Annotated in this window: 10 protein-coding genes and 1 CRISPR repeat array; of the genes, 4 read left to right on the top strand and 6 right to left on the bottom strand. The window is 50.3% G+C overall.

The annotated features are described in order from the left end of the window. Position 1 precedes the first annotated feature (1 nt). Genes cas9 through cas2 form a run of 3 tightly spaced genes read left to right on the top strand, consistent with a single transcriptional unit; the run spans position 2 to position 4,553 of the window. On the top strand, positions 2-3,307 hold the full coding sequence (gene cas9, locus LG202_RS08425; RefSeq protein WP_230347941.1) for a type II CRISPR RNA-guided endonuclease Cas9: 3,306 nt from the start codon (positions 2-4) through the stop codon (positions 3,305-3,307). Positions 3,308-3,309: 2 nt separating this feature from the next. Then, on the top strand, positions 3,310-4,230 hold the full coding sequence (cas1, locus tag LG202_RS08420) for a type II CRISPR-associated endonuclease Cas1 (RefSeq protein WP_230347940.1): 921 nt from the start codon (positions 3,310-3,312) through the stop codon (positions 4,228-4,230). Beyond that, complete coding sequence (gene cas2 / locus LG202_RS08415; protein ID WP_459724625.1) at positions 4,221-4,553, top strand: CRISPR-associated endonuclease Cas2; 333 nt, start codon at positions 4,221-4,223, stop codon at positions 4,551-4,553. The genes cas1 and cas2 overlap by 10 nt, the downstream gene beginning before the upstream one ends. Positions 4,554-4,592: 39 nt before the next feature. Further along, positions 4,593-7,778: a CRISPR direct-repeat array (repeat unit 37 nt; unit sequence GAGTTTATCAGGCATTCCGATGGTGGGGTATCGGAAC). A 106-nt stretch (positions 7,779-7,884) separates the two neighbouring features. Here cas2 and LG202_RS08410 read toward each other — a convergent pair. The 6 genes from LG202_RS08410 to LG202_RS08385 form a co-directional block, all read right to left on the bottom strand. Next, positions 7,885-9,162: an OmpP1/FadL family transporter gene (locus LG202_RS08410; protein ID WP_230347938.1), complete on the bottom strand. Its 1,278-nt coding sequence runs from the start codon at positions 9,160-9,162 to the stop codon at positions 7,885-7,887. A 104-nt stretch (positions 9,163-9,266) separates the two neighbouring features. Further along, complete coding sequence (locus tag LG202_RS08405; RefSeq protein ID WP_230347937.1) at positions 9,267-10,343, bottom strand: sulfate/molybdate ABC transporter ATP-binding protein; 1,077 nt, start codon at positions 10,341-10,343, stop codon at positions 9,267-9,269. Between the two features lie 35 nt (positions 10,344-10,378). After that, positions 10,379-11,275, bottom strand: coding sequence for a sulfate ABC transporter permease subunit CysW (gene cysW / locus LG202_RS08400; protein WP_230347936.1), 897 nt, complete (start codon positions 11,273-11,275; stop codon positions 10,379-10,381). An 11-nt stretch (positions 11,276-11,286) separates the two neighbouring features. After that, the gene (cysT, locus tag LG202_RS08395) at positions 11,287-12,126 is read right to left on the bottom strand and encodes a sulfate ABC transporter permease subunit CysT (protein WP_230347935.1); all 840 of its coding nucleotides are present in this window, start codon (positions 12,124-12,126) and stop codon (positions 11,287-11,289) included. Between the two features lie 124 nt (positions 12,127-12,250). Further along, positions 12,251-13,135: an EAL domain-containing protein gene (locus tag LG202_RS08390; RefSeq protein WP_230347934.1), complete on the bottom strand. Its 885-nt coding sequence runs from the start codon at positions 13,133-13,135 to the stop codon at positions 12,251-12,253. A gap of 12 nt (positions 13,136-13,147) precedes the next feature. Next, positions 13,148-14,137, bottom strand: coding sequence for a sulfate ABC transporter substrate-binding protein (locus LG202_RS08385; RefSeq protein WP_230347933.1), 990 nt, complete (start codon positions 14,135-14,137; stop codon positions 13,148-13,150). A 352-nt stretch (positions 14,138-14,489) separates the two neighbouring features. Between LG202_RS08385 and epsC the strand changes: the two genes are divergently transcribed. Next, entirely contained in the window at positions 14,490-15,452 is a 963-nt protein-coding gene (gene epsC / locus LG202_RS08380) for a serine O-acetyltransferase EpsC (protein WP_230347932.1), read from the top strand. Positions 15,453-15,474: the final 22 nt, after the last annotated feature.

Raw genomic sequence — 15,474 nt, 5'->3', positions numbered from 1 at the left:
TATGCGGTATCGGGCTGGCTTGGATGTGGGAACAGCATCTTTGGGGGTGGCAGCTTTTTCATTGGATGAAGCAAATAATCCAATTGACTTAGTTTGGAAGCATGTGCGGATTTTTGACGAGCCCTTGGAAAAAAGCCAGACAGGGCTTAAATCTAAAAAAGCAGGGCGTCGTGCGGCACGGATGCAGCGTCGGCAGCATGATCGTCGCTTGGGGCGTACCAAGCATATCGCGCTATTAGTACCTTTGCTCGGTATTTGTATTGAGCCATCGCCAGATAGTGGACGCACTCTTCTAGAATTGCGTGCCAATGCTGCTCGGCAAAAAGTGAGTCTGTCCGACCTGATCCGCATTTTTATCCGTATCGGGAAGCGGCGCGGCTACGCCGGTGAGTTCAAGCAGAAAAAAGAAGGAGCGAAGCTTGGTGAAGTTGAAGGTGGGAGTAACGATTTAAAAGTTGAAATGGGGGCTCTGGCGCAAGCTAAAGGTCTAGAGTCCGTTACTTTGGGAGAGTTTCTTTATCAACGGTGGCTGGATGGGAAGCCTACCAAGCTGAAGATCAAAGAGTCTGATGATAAAACCGCCACGGATAAAAATCTTTATGCACTTCGCAGTCAGCTTGAGGCTGAGTTCGAGCAAATTTGGCAAACACAATCGGTGTTCTACCCAGTTTTGTCGACAGAGTCTCGGGGAGAAGCTCTCAAGGAAATTTTTCGCCAGGCCATTTTTCATCAACGTCCATTAAAAGCAGTTGGGGGAATGGTGGGGCAATGCAGCCTTGAGCCCACACTACCTCGTGCTCCTCGTGCTCAGTTGGCTTTTCAACGATTCCGCATTGAGAAAACATTAGCTGATTTGCGTTGGGGAGCAGGTAAGCGGGCAGAGAAACTCACGCCAAAGCAAAAAGCTGTTATCCGTCAGCTTTGCGATGAGAAAGAAGTGGTGAAATTTGAGGCTATCTATAAAGCACTTGCTGTTGCTGGTTGTTCTAAACCAGAAACCAAAGGATTGAATCTTGATCGTCTCAGTCGTGATGAAATTCCTGGCAATAAAACTAACCATGTATTCCGCAAGCTCGGTATGGATGACACTTGGCGTGCTCTGGATGAGCGAACGAAAATTCAAGTGATTAACTTTTTAGCGGATTTGGGATCGCCAGAGCAATTGGATGATCCTGTGTGGCATACGCGGTTTGCAAAGGCTGATGGTACTCCACGCAAACTGCCTGATACATTCGTTGCTTTTATCAATGAGTTGAAAACCAATGAAAAGTTTGACCGCTTAAGCAAGATGGGTTTTGAGGGTGGTCGAGCATCCTATTCCATCAAGGCATTAAAAACGCTGACAGATTGGTTGGAATCCCCGTGGTGGCCAGACAATCCGCAAGGCGATATGCGTCCAGACGAAGAGGCTGCAACTCGAGTTTGCTATCCTCATTCAGTGAACGGAAAAGTTGCTTTGCAGGCTCGTTTGGATAAGCCACCTGTTACCGGTAATGCCGTGGTTGATGGTTCTTTACGGCAGATTCGCTATGTGGTGAATCGTATGATTCAGGAGTTAGGCACGATACCTGAACAGATTGTGGTGGAGATGGCTCGGGATTTGAGCGTTGGTTTGACTAAACGTAATGAGCGAGAAAGTGAAAATGCCAGAAATCGCAAGATGCGGTTAGCGGCAGAAGAGCAAATTCGCTCACATGGGGTTACCGTTACCCCCTCTAGAATTCGTCGTTATTTGCTATGGAAAGAACAGGGGGCAGGACACTGCCCATATTGCAGCAAGACGATTACTTTGGCGGATGCATTAAGTGGAGCTGAAACTGAGTACGAACATATCTTGCCACGCTCACTCACTCAGGTTGGCCTGAAACGCAGTGAAATTGTGCTCGCTCATCGTAGCTGCAATCAGGATAAAGGTAATCGTACCCCTTACCAAACATGGGGACAGTATGCTGAGCGTTGGCAAGTGATTCAAGTACGTGCTAAATACTTTGCTGATAACAAATGTTTCCGAAAAGCCAAGCTTTTGTTGTTGGAAGATTTTGAGCAAGAGGTGCTTACCGATGAATCCATAGATGGTTTTGCTGACCGTCAATTTCACCAGACTTCATGGATTGCCAAAGAGGCAGCACAGTGGCTGCAAAGTATCTGCAAAACACCAGTCTCGGTTTCGCGCGGAGAAATGACGGCTGGTTTGCGCCGTAAATGGAAGTTGGAAACTGTCATACCCCAAGCAAGGATAGCAGAAGGCTTGCCGCTGCTAGACGAAGAGGGGCAGGTCGTTAGCCCAGAGGAGTTTGCAAGATACCGAGATGTATGGGAAGGTCACAGAGTGCTTGATGTCCATGGCAAACTGGATAAATCACGTCACACTGATCGGAAACTGGATAAGCGTATAGACCACAGACACCATTTGATTGATGCCATTACCATTGCGTTGACTTCGCGTGCCTTGTTTCAACAGATGGCAAGGCAATACAAGCTGGATAGTGAACGGGTTGGTGCAGGCGAAAAACCGAGGTTACGAATCGGCGAAGCGTTGCCACTGAAAAATGTACGCGAATTGGCTTTGGCGGCGGTGAAGGAATGCCCACTGTCGATCAAGCCTGATCGTTATCCAGATGGTGCAATTTTTCAAGAAACAGCATATGGCATCGCGTTGAAAGAAGGGGAAGAGAAATCGCGTTTGACTCTGCGCATTAAGGTCGCCGATTTGATAGATCGCAAAAAAGGGACGGTAGAGCAAGCTAGGAAAGCAATTCAGAATATCGTCAGTGATCATGTCAGGGAGATTGTGGCTAAAACCTTTGATAGTAGAGTTGCAAGTGGAATATCTGCCTCCGATGCCTTGGTGCAGCCGATCTTCCAAACATTGTATGGTCAGCATATAGAGGTTAAAAAGGTAAGGTGTTTTACAGATAAGTATGCTGATGATGTTGCGATCATCAGCCACACTAGTAAGGATGGGCGTGAACATCTGAAGCGTCTGCCAAATGCGGGGTATGCTTATCTTGAGACTGAAGTGACAGATGGACGACTTGTTGGACAGCCTACACTGGTTAAAATTCAGCAGGCTATGAAACATAAAAAAATCTCACCTAAAGAAGGCATTATTCGTTTTTATAAAGGCGATACTGTGTTTGATAGTAAAGATGGAAAAGTTTACAGAATTGGTATGTTTAAAGCAGCAGGAGGTTTTTTTCTTGTACCTATCACTGATCCTCGAGCTTACAACGCCATTGAGGAGCCAAACTCAGGCAAGAAATCGTTGGCTTTCAGTCAAGCTTTTAGACTCAAGATCACTAACTAACAATGTCTGACCATCGCATCCTGCTCATCGAAAATCCTGCTTCTCTGTCCGTAGATTTAGGCAGATTGCGGATTAGGCGGGATGGTTTTGACGATAATTTTGTACCACCGAAAGATATAGCTGTTTTATGTCTGCATCACTATACGATACAAATATCTGTGCAAGCTTTACGAGTATTGGCTGACGCAGGCGCTAGTGTATTGGTGACAGATGAGTTTCATCATCCGTGTGCATGGTTGTTGCCACAAGTGGGTAATGGGGATTTGGTTCGCCGTTTGCGACAGCAGATGGCCTTGGATAGCAGTGTTGCCAAAGGCAAACTCTGGCAGGCTATCGTCCAAGCCCGATTAAGTACTCAAGCTGCAAATTTACGAGTCTTGAATCGGAGAGGTGCATTGAGGCTTGAGCGACTGGCAAAGGAAGTTCAACCGGCAGATAAAACGAAATGTGAAGGCCAGGGTGCCAAGCACTACTGGGCCTATTTGTTTGATGAAGATTTCAAACGTGAAAAAGAGGGAGCGGGAGATGCTATTAATTCTCGGCTCAATTTTGGCTATGCGGTTTTGCGCTCTATGGTGGCGCGCTCACTCGTCATGGCTGGTTTAAATCCAGCACTTGGTCTAGGACATAGCAATATGGAGAACCCTTTTAATCTGGCAGATGATTTTATAGAACCTTATCGGTTTGTCGTTGAGCGGCATGTGGCTCTTGGACCATCGGGGGAGTTTGACGGTAAAGCGCGTAAAGAGATTTTGAGGTTCGTAGAGCAAGAAATAAAACTTAATGGTGCGGGGTATCGATTGCCTGCTGCAATTAACGAGAGTGTTGCTAGCTTTGTAAGAGTCTTAGATGGTCGTGGGGAATACTTACAATTGCCGCAAGATGCACTGCTACAAAGAAATGAAGAATATCCATGGGAATAAATGGGTGGCGCGTGATGTGGGTGATATGCGTATATGACTGTCCAATGATTGATTCTGAGGCTCGGCATGACTACAGCGTGTTTCGACGCAGTCTTTTGCAAGAAAATTTTGTGCAATTGCAAAATTCGCTATATGTGCATCATTTTCCGACGATTGCGGTAGGTGAGGCGACGATAGTGAGGCTCCGCCCCCTTATTCCTAAGGATGCACAAGTGGCATTTTTTATTGTTACAGACAAACAATACGGTATGACTAAAGAGTTTTTTGGTACCAAACCCACAAAGAAAAAGCCCAACATGCCTGAGCAAGTTGAGCTTTTTTAATAGTTACTTCTTTATAAATTAACTAGTTGCGAACAACTAGAGTTTATCAGGCATTCCGATGGTGGGGTATCGGAACTGCCCGGATCATCGCTTTCAAGCCTGCCACGAGTTTATCAGGCATTCCGATGGTGGGGTATCGGAACTACCAGAATCACTTTCCCTGACGCCGATCAGAGTTTATCAGGCATTCCGATGGTGGGGTATCGGAACTTAGGCACAACTCATATCATCACCTCGTCAGAGTTTATCAGGCATTCCGATGGTGGGGTATCGGAACTGGACACGATCTCGGCATGCGAGGACGTGCGAGTTTATCAGGCATTCCGATGGTGGGGTATCGGAACGATGTGTACGACGTTACTGGTATCAGCTCCGAGTTTATCAGGCATTCCGATGGTGGGGTATCGGAACTCAATGATCTATCCTTGTTCGCTGGCCTAAGAGTTTATCAGGCATTCCGATGGTGGGGTATCGGAACTCTGCCAGTTGACGCACTGCCCAACGCCAGGAGTTTATCAGGCATTCCGATGGTGGGGTATCGGAACTACCGCTACGGCTAGGTGAGCTAGTGTCGAGAGTTTATCAGGCATTCCGATGGTGGGGTATCGGAACCAACGTAGTCATGGGGAAAGCCCGTGGCGTGAGTTTATCAGGCATTCCGATGGTGGGGTATCGGAACTAGCCATGCAAGCCGCTCAAGCGCTTCAAAGAGTTTATCAGGCATTCCGATGGTGGGGTATCGGAACTAGTGCTCAGATAGCCGAAGGCGTAGCTATGAGTTTATCAGGCATTCCGATGGTGGGGTATCGGAACTCTAACCAATACATACAAGGCAATTTCAAAGAGTTTATCAGGCATTCCGATGGTGGGGTATCGGAACGTAAGGGCTTGTCCAAATAGCGCAATACAGGAGTTTATCAGGCATTCCGATGGTGGGGTATCGGAACTATAACACAATGCGTAGAATTTATGGTCGTGAGTTTATCAGGCATTCCGATGGTGGGGTATCGGAACTGACCACAATGTCTACTACTGGCCCTGCAAGAGTTTATCAGGCATTCCGATGGTGGGGTATCGGAACCACGCACTCTACCTATGGCGAATACATTGAGAGTTTATCAGGCATTCCGATGGTGGGGTATCGGAACTATATTTTTAGCCATAAGAGCAGAATTAACGAGTTTATCAGGCATTCCGATGGTGGGGTATCGGAACCTTTAAGCCTCTCCAGGCTTTCAGGCAGGAGAGTTTATCAGGCATTCCGATGGTGGGGTATCGGAACTAATTCTGACTTCGTTAACTGCGTACCTACGAGTTTATCAGGCATTCCGATGGTGGGGTATCGGAACGAGTCCTGGCGGAAGGCACTAAGGGGCGAGGAGTTTATCAGGCATTCCGATGGTGGGGTATCGGAACCGGAACCCTTGACGGCTGGCATGCTGCCCAGAGTTTATCAGGCATTCCGATGGTGGGGTATCGGAACTCAAAAATAATGTTATTGTCACTCCACTGTGAGTTTATCAGGCATTCCGATGGTGGGGTATCGGAACTATGAAAGACTTATTAAGAGTGGGAAGCGAGAGTTTATCAGGCATTCCGATGGTGGGGTATCGGAACCTTCGTTCTTAGTTCCAGCTGGGATAGAAAGAGTTTATCAGGCATTCCGATGGTGGGGTATCGGAACTCAGTTTGATGGCTCCGTTCTGACTATGGGGAGTTTATCAGGCATTCCGATGGTGGGGTATCGGAACGGTACCCTTGACGGCTGGCATGCTGCCCAAGAGTTTATCAGGCATTCCGATGGTGGGGTATCGGAACTGATACGACCACATCAAACTGAGACCCCATGAGTTTATCAGGCATTCCGATGGTGGGGTATCGGAACAGCAGTTTCATTTACGCCACGTTCAACGCTGAGTTTATCAGGCATTCCGATGGTGGGGTATCGGAACTTCAAAACCGGTACAGCGTCGTTCCTCCGCGAGTTTATCAGGCATTCCGATGGTGGGGTATCGGAACTCCTACCGTCATACGGCAAAATCCCCGCTTGAGTTTATCAGGCATTCCGATGGTGGGGTATCGGAACGGATTTCCTCCGGGGCATCACCCAGCACCCGAGTTTATCAGGCATTCCGATGGTGGGGTATCGGAACGTTGGTCACGCCATGCCGCCATATGGCTGGGAGTTTATCAGGCATTCCGATGGTGGGGTATCGGAACACTGCTCACGCAGTCTCAGGTAGTTGCTGTGAGTTTATCAGGCATTCCGATGGTGGGGTATCGGAACAACAGGCGAGGTTTGCACCACGTCTGGCTGGAGTTTATCAGGCATTCCGATGGTGGGGTATCGGAACCAAGAATCACACCACTTTGCAGAGGTATAAGAGTTTATCAGGCATTCCGATGGTGGGGTATCGGAACCTCGCTAAACTCATCCCTGGCAACTCGGTGGAGTTTATCAGGCATTCCGATGGTGGGGTATCGGAACTGGTTAGCCTCGATAACCGCTTCCGAGGGTGAGTTTATCAGGCATTCCGATGGTGGGGTATCGGAACCATCTGTGGCAGATTTAGATGTCTCAGCTCGAGTTTATCAGGCATTCCGATGGTGGGGTATCGGAACCATGCCCGTAACCTCATGTTACCCGGTTGAGAGTTTATCAGGCATTCCGATGGTGGGGTATCGGAACATGGGCAGACAGCTCCTTACTCAGCGCATCGAGTTTATCAGGCATTCCGATGGTGGGGTATCGGAACCTCAAGCGTCAGCCAGTAACGTGGTAGCAAGAGTTTATCAGGCATTCCGATGGTGGGGTATCGGAACCTCCTATCCCGCATAGCGGAGTTGGAGAACGAGTTTATCAGGCATTCCGATGGTGGGGTATCGGAACTGGCAAGGTAACATGGTTTGCTCCGCACGCGAGTTTATCAGGCATTCCGATGGTGGGGTATCGGAACTAGTGTGGTTGGCATAGCCAAAACCTCCGCGAGTTTATCAGGCATTCCGATGGTGGGGTATCGGAACTACCCGGATCGTCTCGCGACCCCGGCGCTGGAGTTTATCAGGCATTCCGATGGTGGGGTATCGGAACACTCAGCGCATCAATGCGGGATTGCTTTGAGAGTTTATCAGGCATTCCGATGGTGGGGTATCGGAACGAAGGTGAACGGCGTGGAAAGCACCGCGCTGAGTTTATCAGGCATTCCGATGGTGGAGTCTAGGCACCTTAACTCCACCAAAGACTATTTAGACTTGACCAGAGTAAGAGGTGGACAAAGTCACTGTTGCTCGTCTTGGGCTCCCATGCTCTAGATAGGCGTGGCGATGGTCACTACAGTATCCAGCTATACGCAACCCCAAACGTATCTTGATGCATTTTCAGGTTCACGTCTCCGCCGCCAAATAATGTGGGGATGGAGTTGTTGCCTTTGACGGTATTTTCGAAGGCGTGGGCATAGCTAAATGAGAGTTCGTTGTTGTTGGCGAGTTTCCAGGTGGCGCCTAGGGTGATGTGGTCTTGTACGACGGCGGGGGCCAGGATGTTGAAGAGGGTTTCGCTTCGCGGGATGGGTTGGGTGGTGTGGTTGTAGCCGGCCCGTAGGGTGAGTTGGTCGTTGACGGCAAAGACGGTGCCGAGTTTGTATACAGTGACGTCGCGCCAGCCGAATCCTGGGCCTTGATCTGAGCCAAGGGCTTGTCCGGAGAGGAGTCTGTTCAAGGAGTTGCCCACTGAGTTGACGTCGCTGTAGCGGATGCGCTGGATGTCGCTGGCGATGGTCCAGGATGGGGTGAGTTTGAATGCGATGCCCAGGCCATAATTCTCTGGGATGTCAAAGCTGCCGTCTTCTGCAAACAGGCCGCGATATTTGTCGAAGTCTGTGGTGGAGATTTTACTTTGGTAGCTTGCGCCCAGGGTGAGGCGCTGGTCAATGAATTGACCCAGCCAGCCCAGGTGTAGCCCGATGCCATAGGAGGAGTCGTGGCCGCGGTCAGAGACGTTGTTGGGTGATTGGGAAACCTGGCCCAGCCCGGTGGCGGTGAAATTCGACAGGCCTTTTGCTTCAAAGCGCTGGTAGGCAATGTTAAGGCCTACGCCTACGTATTGGGTTGGCGTCAATTGCCATGACAGAGTGGGTTTGACGAATATCTGGATCAGGTCGACGCCTGCACGTCTATCGCCCAGCAGGGGAATGGCGCGATCATAGGCGGTGTTCATGCCGCCATTGCCATAGACGCTGATGCCTGCAGTGGTGACGTCGCTGACGCGTTTGCTGTAGCCAATTTCCGGAATGATGAAGTGTTCGCGTTCGTTGCCGGAGTATTTGCCATTGGCGGATGGCGCTGGGCTATTTTCTATTTCGGCTTCGCGTTGTGGGCGAAACCAGGAGGCGCCGATGTCGAGGCGATCACCCACCAGGGAGAGTCCGGCGGGATTGCTGGCTGCTACCAGGCTGTCTTGCGGCAAGGCGATGCCGACGCCGCCTGCACCTTGCGAGCGTATGCCATAGCCATGGGAAAAGTATCCGTCCGTGGCGAGGGCTTGGGTGGACGCCAGAGGGGAGATTACTGCCAGTGCGAGCGCAGTCAAAGCGGGTTTGAGTTTCTGCATGGAGTGCTCCTTGTGTGGGCTGTAAATAAAAAGGCCCGCGGGATTTTCATCACGCGGGCCTCCTGTGGTCGGGTCGGCTGGTTGTTGATAACGCTAATCAGTGCTCAACTGGCAGTGCTACTACCTTGAAGAAAAACTTGTACGCTGCGTGGCTTGAGGAATACTGCGCTGCCCTGGCGGATGGCGAGCTCGCGGAAGCGTTCACGGGTGATTTCTGCTTCGATGATGTCGGCATTGTTGGTAGGCTGTAGTTCAAGCCTGACAAGTGGGCCAGCCGCATGGATGTAGCTGACCACGGCTTGTAATGCGGGGCTGCCGTTTTGCTCGGTATAGATGTCGATGTCGTGTGGACGTACGTAGGCAAGAGCATCGCTGTTCTGTACGGTGTGGTGCTCGTCCAGTGCGAGGCTGATGTCGCCGATATGCGCTTGGCCTTGATCTACGCGGCTGTGGAACTGGTTGACGTTGCCGAGGAATTGATAGACGAATGGTGAGGCCGGGCTGTCGTACACTTCTTGCGGAGAGCCTATTTGCTCGATCTTGCCCTGGTTCATGACGACGATGCGATCTGCGACTTCGAGCGCTTCTTCCTGATCATGAGTGACGAAGACGCTGGTGATGTGCAGTTCGTCGTGCAGTCGGCGCAGCCAGCGACGCAGGTCTTTACGCACCTTGGCGTCCAAGGCTCCAAAGGGTTCATCCAGTAACAAAACTTTGGGCTCAACGGCCAAAGCGCGGGCGAGTGCGATGCGTTGGCGCTGGCCACCGGAAAGTTGTGGTGGATAACGGTCGGCCAGCCAGTCCAGTTGCACCAGGCTTAAGAGCTGGTGAACGCGACGGTGGATTTCGGCCTCTGTGGGGCGTGTCTTTTTAGGGCGAACACGTAAGCCAAACGCGACATTCTCAAACACTGTCATGTGGCGGAACAAGGCGTAATGCTGGAATACGAAGCCCACTTCGCGTTCACGTACGTCGCGGTTTGTGGCTTCTTCACCATGGAAATGTATGCTGCCAGAATCGGGAGATTCCAGGCCCGCGATGATGCGCAATAGTGTAGTTTTACCGCATCCTGAAGGACCAAGCAGGGCGACAAGTTCGCCGCTGGGAACATCAAGGCTGACGTCTCCTAGTGCGGTAAAACTGCCAAATTCTTTTTTGATATTGCGGATTTCGATACTCATGATGTCATCCTTGTGACGGTGGTGCGGTCAGTACGTTATTGGTCAGAGGCTTTTTCACGTGCGCTGGCGCTACGGCCACTTTGCCACTCAATGTATGACTTGAGTGCCAGTGTTATTAACGCTAGGAAGGCCAGTAGCGAGGCGACAGCAAAGGCCGCGGCATAGTTATATTCGTTGTAGAGGATTTCCACATGGAGCGGCATGGTGTTGGTGAGCCCGCGAATATGGCCTGATACCACCGAGACAGCGCCAAATTCGCCCATGGCACGGGCATTGGTGAGGATGACGCCATACAGCAAGCCCCATTTGATATTTGGCAGGGTGATGTGCCAGAGGATTTGCCAGCCTGAAGCACCCAATACCAAGCCTGCCTCTTCTTCTTCCTTACCTTGAGCTTGCATGAGTGGGATTAATTCACGTGCAATGAAGGGGAATGTAACGAAGATCGTGGCGAGGACGATGCCGGGGATGGCGAAAATGACTTTGTAATCATGATCAATTAGCCACTCGCCAAACCAGCCTTGCAATCCAAAGATCAATACATAGATCAAGCCTGCAATGACCGGGGAGACTGCAAATGGCAGGTCAATCAGGGTGATCAGAATGCTTTTGCCCTTGAACTCGAATTTGGCAATGGCCCAGGCGGCTGCAATACCGAATACCAAGTTAAGCGGTAGCGAGATGGCGGCTGCGATGAGCGTGAGCTTGATCGCGGAAACGGCATCGGGCTCAATCAGGGCAGCAAGGTAAGTGTCGAAGCCCTTGCGTAATGCTTCAGTAAATACGGCTGCCAAGGGAACAAACAGGAATAGGCTGAGAAACAGCAGCGCAGAAATAATCAGCGTCCAGCGTACCCAGGCTGGCTCGGAGGTGGCACGATTGCGTGCTACCTTGGCATTGTAACGGGCGAATTGGGAAACAGTGGTTGACATAAGGTGTATTCCTATCGCGATGCGCTGTTGCGGCTGCTGCTCCACCACTGCAGGCCGTTGATGGTGAGCAATAGTAGGAAAGAGATGACCAGCATGACTACGGCAACTGCAGTTGCGCCGGTGTAGTCGTATTGTTCGAGTTTGGTGATGATGATGAGCGGTGTGATCTCGGAAATCATCGGCATATTGCCAGCGATGAAAATCACGGAGCCATACTCACCCACTGCACGGGCAAACGCGAGTGCAAATCCAGTGAGCAGGGCTGGCCAGAGGGCTGGTAGGATAACGCGATGAAAGGTCTGCCAACGATTTGCGCCTAAGCTGGCTGCAGCTTCCTCAGTTTCTGCTTCTAGGTCTTCCAGCACAGGTTGTACGGTGCGGACAACGAAGGGTAGCCCAATAAATGTCAAGGCCACGACGACGCCTAACGGAGTAAAGGCTACCTTGAGGCCATATGGCTCGATCAGGCTGCCAATCCAGCCATTGCCTGAGTAGACTGCTGTCAGTGCAATGCCAGCCACTGCGGTAGGCAGGGCGAATGGTAAGTCCACCAATGCGTCTACCAGCTTCTTCCCGGGAAATGTATAGCGGGTCAGCACCCAGGCAGTAAGCAAACCGAACACTGCATTGATCAGCGCTGCAAACAAGGATGCGCCGAAAGTGAGCTTGTATGAAGCGATCACTCTGGGTGTGGTGACAGTGTGCCAAAACTCTGCAAGGCTTAACTCTGTCGTCTTGAAAAAGGCAGCTGATAATGGAATCAGTACTATCAGGCTCAGGTATAACAAGGTATAGCCAAGAGATAAGTTAAAGCCAGGCAATACGTTATGTGGTTTGTGTTTTTTTGCCATATTGTGAATTTAGTGTGTGTGGCTGGAGCAAGGCCGCTGCAATGTAGCAGAAGTGGCTGCGCGCAAAAAATAATATGTTTTTATAACGATATAGCTCGGGGTTATTTTTCTATGTGCTGCGGCATCACGCGGCTGCTCGTTTGTTCAACTGCAATGAAGGCTTGAGTGCTTGCGTGGGTTGAAGCTCCTTGGCAGTCACCGGTTTGCCTAGGAAGTATCCTTGCAGCAGAGTAGTACCAGATTCCACTGCAATGTCGAGGCCGGTTTGAGACTCGATGCCGGTAATCACAGGTTGCGCACCGATGTCATGGATGAGCTGGATCAAGCGCGGCAATATCTTGCGCATGCGGGTATTACGCTCGGCTTCTTTGATCAGGCCAATATCAAGTTTGACAAACTCGGGGGCAAGTTTCCATAGCCGTTCCAGATGGGAGTGCTTGCTGCCAAAGTTGCCAATCGCGATGCGGTAGCCTCGTTCTGTGTAGTTTTCAATGGCATCTGCCAGTTGATGCTCATGCTCGACGACACTTTCCTGTATTTCAATGACGACGCGATGGGTGGGAACAGAGTTCGCATGCAGGATGCGCTCGAATACTTTACCGTGCGCGTTGACGCTCATCAGCAAATTGGGGTGTACATTGAGGAACAACAAGCCATTTTCTGCATAAATCTGACGGAAGTTCAGTACATGAAGCGTGCGGACAACGCGATCAAACTTTACCAGCTTGCCAACTTGCCCGGCAAAGCTGAAGGCAAACTCTGGATTAATGGCTTGTTGGCCACCGAGCGAGGGGCGGATAAACGCTTCATGACCAAACAAATCGCCTGCTTCACTATCGTAGATAGGCTGGAAGGCACTGTTGAGTTGCAGTCCCAGGAATGAGCTATTGAACTCTCCCGAAGACTGTTCTTCTAGCCCATATTCATCAAGGTCGAGATAAAGCGATTCTCGCAACTGGGCTTTCAATTGCTCTATAGCGATGGATGTGGAGACGTTTTGCTTGGTCATGATTGTGGCCGCTTATTTATTGACGTAAATCTGGTCAAATATGCCGCCATCAGCAAAGTGCGTTTTTTGGGCTTTTTGCCAGCCGCCAAATGTCTCATCTACGGTAAAGAGTTGCAGTGGCCTGAAATCGTCCTTGTGTGCAGCCAATACTTCCGCAGAACGTGGGCGCAGGTAATGCCGTGCGGCGATTTCCTGGCCTTCTGGTGAGTAATGAAACTCCAGGTAGGCTTGTGCAATTTGGCGTGTCTTGCGCTTGTCTACCACCTTGTCAACCAGTGCGATGGGATTTTCTGCCAGGATGCTGGAAGATGGATACACCACGTCGAAGTTATTGTTACCTAACTCTTTATTGATGAGAAATACCTCATTCTCAAACGTGAGCAATACGTCACCAATGCCACGCTGAATAAATGTCGTAGTGGCACCGCGTCCACCTGCATCCAGGACAGGAACGTTCTTAAATAAGCGAGCGACAAAATCACGTGCTTTGGCTTCATCCCCACCTTTCTTGATAACCGCGCCCCAGGCGGCAAGATAGCTATAGCGTCCATTGCCCGAGGTCTTGGGGTTAGGGATCACGACACCGACGCCAGGTTTAATGAGGTCGTCCCAATCCTTGATGTTCTTGGGGTTGCCTTTACGCACGAGAAAGACGGTGGTGGATGTGGTGGGTGAGCTGGCATTGGGCAGACGTTTCTGCCAGTCAGCGGGAATCAGCTTGCCGCGCTCGAACAAGATATCAATATCATTGCTCTGGTTCATGGAGATGATGTCAGCCTGCAAGCCATCTGCTACGGCTCTGGCCTGCTTGCTGGAACCGCCATGTGATTGATTGATGGTGACGGATTCACCAGTTTTTTGTTTCCAGAATTTACTGAAGGCGGGATTAAAGTCTTTGTAGAATTCGCGTGTTACATCATACGAAACGTTGAGTAGTGTGGTATCTGCATGAACAATTCCTGCGACGGCAAAAAGACTGATTGCCACTATTTTTCTTAGCATGTAGGCCTCGGAGAGATGGGAGGGAATGTGCGGTACTATAAGAAATTATTGTAATAATGTAAAAGAATATAGTGGAATATAATTAAATTTATTGGTTATTTAATGGGTGGGAATTAATATATTTTATAGTTCTATGTATAGAAGTTAATTGAATATGTGGTAGTCTTCCCGACGTGATATGTTTGTTGCACCATGTTCAGTATGGACAACAAGCATTGTGAACTTGAATTAATTTCAGTACAGCATTTCCATACATCGTTAGCGTAAGCTGACCGGACAACCGGAAGCCAGCTCCTCTCTTGAGAGGGGCTGGCTTTTTTGTTTTTACAAGGTCACTTGTGGGTAGGACTTGATGAGTCAGCATGAAAAAAATATTGAGTTGGGCGACGAACTGGGAATTAGCCAGATTGTAGGCAAGCTGCGTGAGGTTAGGCTCACCTCGCTGGAACACCGGAATCGCTTGAACCGACCTCCCAAACTGCCAGCACGCAAGGCGCTAGCGGATGTGGTGGAGGGGCTGGGTGCTGCCTTGTTTCCCAATCGTCTCGGCTTGCCGGATTTGCGAGAGGAAGGGATCGATTATTTTGTCGGCAATACGCTGGACGTTGCATTGCGGGAGTTGGTGGTTCAGGTGCGCCTGGAGTTGAGCTTCGTCGCAGAAACATCAGCGTTGGCAGCAGTGCGTGAACGTGCCACGGATTTAGTGCGCAAGTTTGCTGCTCAGTTGCCAGCAGTACGTCACTTGTTGGATAGCGATATACGTGCTGCCTATGAAGGCGACCCGGCAGCACGCAGCGTAGATGAGGTGCTGGTTTGTTATCCGGGCATCAACGCTATGATCCACTATCGTATTGCCCACTTGCTGCACAAACTTGGCGTGCCATTAATTGCGCGCATGATCACTGAGATCGCTCACTCTGCCACGGGTATTGATATTCACCCGGGCGCTCAGATCGATGAGGGATTTTTCATTGACCATGGCACCGGGGTCGTGATCGGGGAAACCAGCATTATTGGGAGGCATGTCAGGTTGTACCAAGCTGTGACTCTTGGCGCCAAGCGTTTCCCGCAGGATGCCGATGGCAGTTTGGTGAAGGGCAATGAACGACACCCAATTGTCGAGGACGATGTCGTCATTTATGCCGGCGCGACGATTCTCGGCCGTATTACGATTGGTCGCGGCTCGGTGATTGGTGGCAATGTCTGGCTTACATATAGCGTTCCCCCGAATAGCAATATTACCCAGATACAGATGAAGGAGGGGACATCTACAGGCCATTCTAATGGCGCTGTGAGTCATCCGGCAGTTCAGTAGTGAATAGGGCAGGCATTTGCCT

The organism is Methylobacillus methanolivorans (genome assembly GCF_054588515.1).
The sequence above is the reverse complement of the archived record's forward strand: the minus strand, read 5'-3'. Positions and strand labels throughout refer to the sequence as shown.

Bases quoted from the DNA above. Each gene is read 5' to 3' on its own strand.
- cas9 (WP_230347941.1), top strand. From the start codon at position 2: ATGCGGTATCGGGCTGGCTTGGATGTGGGAACAGCATCTTTGGGGGTG.
- cas1 (WP_230347940.1), top strand. From the start codon at position 3,310: ATGTCTGACCATCGCATCCTGCTCATCGAAAATCCTGCTTCTCTGTCC.
- cas2 (WP_459724625.1), top strand. From the start codon at position 4,221: ATGGGAATAAATGGGTGGCGCGTGATGTGGGTGATATGCGTATATGAC.
- LG202_RS08410 (WP_230347938.1), bottom strand. From the start codon at position 9,162: ATGCAGAAACTCAAACCCGCTTTGACTGCGCTCGCACTGGCAGTAATC.
- LG202_RS08405 (WP_230347937.1), bottom strand. From the start codon at position 10,343: ATGAGTATCGAAATCCGCAATATCAAAAAAGAATTTGGCAGTTTTACC.
- cysW (WP_230347936.1), bottom strand. From the start codon at position 11,275: ATGTCAACCACTGTTTCCCAATTCGCCCGTTACAATGCCAAGGTAGCA.
- cysT (WP_230347935.1), bottom strand. From the start codon at position 12,126: ATGGCAAAAAAACACAAACCACATAACGTATTGCCTGGCTTTAACTTA.
- LG202_RS08390 (WP_230347934.1), bottom strand. From the start codon at position 13,135: ATGACCAAGCAAAACGTCTCCACATCCATCGCTATAGAGCAATTGAAA.
- LG202_RS08385 (WP_230347933.1), bottom strand. From the start codon at position 14,137: ATGCTAAGAAAAATAGTGGCAATCAGTCTTTTTGCCGTCGCAGGAATT.
- epsC (WP_230347932.1), top strand. From the start codon at position 14,490: ATGAGTCAGCATGAAAAAAATATTGAGTTGGGCGACGAACTGGGAATT.